This window comes from Saccharothrix sp. CCNWYY140 (assembly GCF_037401995.1).
In the GTDB taxonomy this organism is placed as follows: Bacteria; Actinomycetota; Actinomycetes; order Mycobacteriales; family Pseudonocardiaceae; genus Actinosynnema.
Map to the genome: position 1 here is coordinate 1 of NZ_JBBEGC010000228.1, position 5,994 is coordinate 5,994.

Consider the following 5,994-nt stretch of genomic DNA (forward strand, 5'->3'; position numbering starts at 1 on the left):
GCCGCAGTCGCGCGCAGCGGGCGGGCGGGCGGGCGGGCGGCGGCGCGGCGGTGGCAGGCGGCGGCGCGGCGGTAGGCGGGCAGGCGGCGGCGCGGCGGTGGCAGGTGGGCGGCGGCGGGTCGGTAGCGGGTGCGAGACCGGGTGGAGGGTGGGTGGGCCGTTGTGGGGGTGGGGTGAGGTGGGGGTGGAGGTGGGTGGGGACGTTGTGGGTGGGTGTTGCGTGGAGGTCTCGGGTGGGGGCGACCCCCTATGATCTGCCTGCGATGACTCTCACCGACCTGCTGCCGCCGACCCCCGACGCCGACCTCCTCTACGACACCTTCGCCGAGTGGGCCCAGCAGCGGGGGCTCGAGTTGTACCCCGCGCAGCAGGAAGCGCTCATCGAGATCGTCTCCGGGTCGAACGTCATCCTCAGCACGCCCACCGGCTCGGGCAAGAGCCTGGTCGCGATCGGCGCGCACTTCGCCGCACTCGCCGAGGGCAAGCGGACCTACTACACCGCCCCGATCAAGGCGCTCGTCTCCGAGAAGTTCTTCGCCCTGATCGACACGTTCGGCGCCGAGAACGTCGGCATGATGACCGGTGACGCCAGCGTCAACGAGTCCGCGCCGATCATCTGCTGCACCGCCGAGATCCTGGCCAACATCGCCCTGCGCGACGGCACGCGGGCGGACGTCGGCCAAGTGGTCATGGACGAGTTCCACTTCTACTCCGAGCCCGACCGCGGCTGGGCGTGGCAGGTTCCGCTGATCGAGCTGCCGCAGGCCCAGTTCCTGCTGATGTCGGCCACCCTCGGCGACGTCACCTTCTTCGAGAAGGACCTCACCCGCCGCACCGGCCGGCCGACCACGACGGTCCGCTCCGCGCAGCGCCCCGTCCCCCTCAACTTCCAGTACGTCCTCACCCCGCTGCACGAGACCATCGAAGAGCTCCTGCACGGCCGCGAAGCGCCGATCTACGTCGTCCACTTCACCCAGGCCTCGGCGCTGGAACGCGCGCAGTCCCTGATGAGCGTCAACGTCGCCACCCGCGCCGAGAAGGACGCCATCGCCGCGATGATCGGCCGGTTCCGGTTCGCCACCGGGTTCGGCAAGACGTTGTCGCGGCTGGTCCGGCACGGGATCGGCGTGCACCACGCGGGCATGTTGCCCAAGTACCGCCGGCTGGTCGAGCAGCTCGCGCAGGCCGGTCTGCTCAAGGTCATCTGCGGCACGGACACGCTCGGCGTGGGCATCAACGTCCCGATCCGGACCGTCGTGTTCACCGCGCTGTCCAAGTACGACGGCACCCGGACCCGGCACCTCAAGGCGCGCGAGTTCCACCAGATCGCGGGACGGGCCGGCCGCGCCGGCTACGACACCGTCGGCACGGTCGTCGTCCAGGCCCCCGACCACGTCGTGGAGAACGAGAAAGCGCTGGCCAAGGCCGGTGACGACCCCAAGAAGCGGCGCAAGGTGGTGCGCAAGAAGGCGCCCGAGGGGTTCGTGTCCTGGAGCGACCAGACCTTCGAGCGCCTGAAGAACGCCGAGCCCGAGCCGCTCACCTCCAGCTTCCAGGTCAGCCACGCGATGCTGCTCAACGTGATCGGCCGGCCCGGCGACACGTTCGCGGCCATGCGCCACCTGCTGGAGGACAACCACGAGGACCGGCCGGCGCAGCGCAGGCACATCCTGCGCGCGATCTCGATGTACCGGGCGCTGCTCGCGGCGGGCGTGGTGGAGCGCGAGGGCGACCACATCCGGCTCACCGTGGACCTCCAGGTCAACTTCGCGCTCAACCAGCCGCTGTCGCCGTTCGCGCTGGCCGCGATCGAGCTGCTGGACCGGGAGTCGCCCTCCTACGAGCTGGACGTGCTGTCCATCATCGAGTCCACTTTGGACGACCCGCGCCAGGTGCTGTCCGCCCAGGAGCACAAGGCGCGCGGCGAGGCCATCGGCGCGATGAAGTCCGAGGGCATCGAGTACGACCAGCGGATGGAGCTGCTGGAGGAGGTCACGTACCCGAAGCCGCTCGCCGAGCTGCTGGAGGCGGCGTTCACCACCTACCGGCGCGGGCACCCGTGGGTCGCCGACCACCACCTGTCGCCCAAGTCGGTGGTGCGGGACATGTTCGAGCGGGCCATGACCTTCGCCGAGTACGTGTCCTACTACCAGCTCGCCCGCTCCGAGGGCTTGGTGCTGCGGTACCTGGCCGACGCCTACAAGGCGCTGCGCCAGACCGTGCCCGGCGACGCGAAGACCGAGGAGCTGTCCGACCTGGAGGAGTGGCTGGGCGAGCTGGTCCGCCAGGTCGACTCGAGCCTGATCGACGAGTGGGAGAAGCTGCGCAACCCGGCCGACGACACCGTCGTGGACGATGCGCCGCCGGCGGTCACGCGCAACCTGCGCGCGTTCCGGGTGCTGGTGCGCAACGCGCTGTTCCGCCGCGTCGAACTGGCCGCCCGCCGCAACTACTACGAGCTGGGCCAGCTCGACGGCGACTCCGGTTGGACCGCCGAGGACTGGCAGGAAGCGCTCGACCCGTACTTCGAGGAGCACGACGAAATCGGCATCGGACCGGACGCGCGCGGACCGCAGCTGCTGGTGATCACCGAGGAGCCCGGCCGCTGGACGGTCCGCCAGATCTTCGCCGACCCCGCGGAGGACCACGACTGGGGCTTCACCGCCGAGGTCGACCTCGCCGAGTCCGACGAGGCCGGCACCGCCGCGCTGCGGATCACCGAAGTGGGGCGGCTGTAGCACTTCGGGGCCGATCGGCGGCGAGCCGGGTGTTCGGGTCCATCCGGTGGTACTCCGGACAGTGCCGGAGTACCAGCATGTCAAGGTCTCTACCGGGAGCGGAGGCGATTTGACCCTGTCGCAGGACGAGTTCGGGGTGCTGGGACCGCTCGTGGTCCGCCGGGGCGGTCGCACCGTCCCGATCACCGCCGCGAAGCACCGGATCGTCCTGGCGACCCTGCTGCTGGGCGCGAACCGCTCGGTGCCCGCGAGCGACCTGATCCGCCGCGTGTGGGGCGAGCTGACGCCGGACCGCGCCGCCCAGACCCTGCCCGTGTACGTGATGCGGCTGCGCCGCGCGCTGGGCGACCCGCCGCTGATCCACACCACCCCCACCGGCTACCGCATCGACCTGCCGCGCGACGCGCTGGACCTGCACCGGTTCGCCGACCTGGCCGAGCAGGGCGCGGCGCTGGCGGCGGTGCGGGACTTCGAAGGCGCGCGGGCGGTCTACGAGCAGGCGCTGGGGCACTGGCGCGGGTCGGCGCTGGCGGACGTGCCGTCGGAGTCGCTGCACGAGACCGAGGTGCCGAACCTGACCGAGCAGCGGCTGCGGGTGACCTCCGAGCTGATCGACGTGAAGCTGCGGCTGGGCCGGTGCGACGAGGTGATCGCGGACCTGCGCCGGCTGACCGCGCAGCACCCGCTGCGGGAGCGGTTCTGGTCGCAGCTGATGGTGGCGCTGTACCGGGTGGACCGGCAGGCCGACGCGCTGGACGCCTACCGGCAGGCGTCGACGGCGCTGGCACGCGAGCTGGGCGTGGACCCCAGCGACCGGCTGCGCGCGGTGCACCACGCGATCCTCACCGGTGACCCGTCCCTGCACGAGCCGGCCGCGGACACGTGGGCGCCGGTGTCGCAGCTGCCCGCGCCGGTCGGGAACTTCGTGGGGCGGGCCGCCGAGTTGGCGCGGGTGACGGCGTTGCTGACGCGGGCGGCGGCGACCGTCGTGGTGTGCGGTCCGCCGGGGGTGGGCAAGACGGCGTTCGCGACGGCCGTGGGGCACGCGGTCCGCGACCGGTACCCCGACGGGCAGCTGTACGTGAACCTGCGCGGGCACTCGACGTCCGCGCCGCTGACCACGTCGGCGGTGCTGGCCCGGTTCCTGCGCGCGATGGGGGTGCGGGCCGACCACATCCCGGTCGACGAGGAGGACCTGGTCCGGGGCTACCGGGCGCGGCTGCGGGGCCGGCGGGTGCTGATCACGCTGGACAACGCGGCCTCGGCGGAGCAGGTGGTGCCGCTGCTGCCCGGCGAGCCGGGGTGCTCGGTGGTCATCACCAGCCGCAACGAGCTGCGCAAACCGCTGCGGGCCACGCTGGTGCGGCTGGACGTGCTGCGCGGCGACGAGGCGTGGAAGCTGCTGGCCCGGTCGCTGGGCCCGGAGGCGGCGGTGGCGCAGTTCGACGCGATCGCCGAGCTGGCCCGGCTGTGCGGCTACCTGCCGCTGGCGCTGCGCATCGCGCTGGGCAACCTGATCGGGTCGGCCCACCTGGACATCGAGTCCTATGTGGACGAGCTGCGCGGCGGTGACCGGCTGGCGGCGCTGGCCGTGGACAACGACGACACCGCCGCCATCCGCCGGGCGTTCGACCTGTCCTACGCGGCTCTCCCCACCGACGCCGCCCGCCTGTTCCGCTTGGTCGGCCTGGTGCCCGGCCCGGAGTTCAGCGCCGCCGGCGCGGCGGCCCTGCTCGACGCCCCCGTCCCCGAGGCGGCACGCCTGCTGGCCGAGTTGGCGTCGGCGCACCTGGTGCAGCGCGTGGGCGCGGACCGTTTCATCCTGCACGACCTCCTGCACGACTACGCCGCCGACCGCGCCGAGTTCGAGGGCGAGGACTGCGAGGCGGCCCGCCGCCGCTTGTTCGACTGGTACCTGCGCACGGCGGTGGAGGTCGGCAACGTCCTGTACCCGGAGCTGAGCCGGTCCCCGTCAACCAGCACTCCGACCATGTCCGCCGACGCCGCACGCGCGTGGCTGACCGCAGAACGCCCCAGCGTCCTGGCCGCCACCGAACACTGCGCCGCCCACGGCCCGCTGCCGTTGTCATGGCGCCTCATCGACGCCGTCAGCGGCTACTTCGGCTCCCACGGCCACCACGTCGAGTTCGTGCACGCCATCACCGCCGCTCTTGGCGCGGCCCGCAAGGCAGGCGACCACGACGCGGAAACCTCCATGCTGGTCTGGCTCGCCGCCGAACACCGCAACCTGGGCGACCTCCGCGGCGCCCAACGCTTCCTGCGCGAGGCGTCCCCCTCCGGCCGCACCCTGTGGCTGCACGCGGGCCTGGACGGCGTGGTGAACCTGGAACTGGGCGACTTCCCGTCCGCCACCGCGTCTTTCACCCGTTTGATGGACCTCAGCAGGGCCCTACCGGACATCCCCCACGTCAAGATCGCCGCCTTGGCAGGCTTGGGTGCCCTCCACATGATGAAGGGCGAGGTAGACCAGGCTGTCGCCCACCTCTCCGAGGGCCTGGACCTGGCAAGGACGGCGGACGGCGAAAACCTGGAAGCCGCCTGCGCCTCGCTCCTGGGCCGCTGCCACACGGTGAGCGGCGACTACCCAAGGGCCGTGTCCCTCCTCAGGCACGCCTTGGCCAACTGGTACCGAACCGGCGTCCGCCACGCCCGAGCCGAAGGCATGGCCCATCTGGCGACGGCCCTCTGCCTGTCCGGCGAACACGCCGAGGCCCTCAGGACTGCTCAACGAGCGCTCGCATTGGTCCAGGAGCTGGGCGGCAGCCCTCGCATCGAATCCGAGGTCCACAACGCCCTGGGCTTGGTCCTGCGCAACCTGGACAAACCGGGCCGAGCAGTAGCCGCCCACCTCCGAGCCTTGGAACTGGCCACAGCCTGCGACTACCGCTACGGCATCGCCCGCTCCCACCTCCACCTGGTCCGAGCAATGTCCCACGACGGCCGAAAAACAGACGCCCTCCGCCACGCCCGAATCGCGCACGACCTTGCGGTGACCAGCGGCTTCGGCAGCATCACCAGCAGTGCGGAGTCCTTGCTCACCGACCTCGGCTCCCCTCTCTGCTGACCGACGTCCGCATCCACCTCCCGCCCCCACTCTCCGCTGCGCAACCCACTCGCCGGCCGCACGCTTGGTTTTCTCTTGGCTGCCGCACGACACTCCTCTGCCTGGGCTTCTTGCTTGTGTCATCCCCGTATGGCCTGCCCGAAGGGCTACCACAGATTTCCCCGGGTGCAG

The 5,994-nt window shown here is 71.7% G+C and carries 2 protein-coding genes; both read left to right on the forward strand.

The window, feature by feature from the left end:
• Positions 1-263: 263 nt before the first annotated feature.
• A complete protein-coding gene (locus WBN91_RS38820; RefSeq protein ID WP_337729112.1) occupies positions 264-2,738 on the forward strand; it encodes a DEAD/DEAH box helicase in 2,475 nt (824 codons plus the stop codon).
• A 109-nt stretch (positions 2,739-2,847) separates the two neighbouring features.
• Positions 2,848-5,823, forward strand: coding sequence for an AfsR/SARP family transcriptional regulator (locus tag WBN91_RS38825; protein WP_337729111.1), 2,976 nt, complete (start codon positions 2,848-2,850; stop codon positions 5,821-5,823).
• The last annotated feature ends 171 nt before the right edge of the window (positions 5,824-5,994 follow it).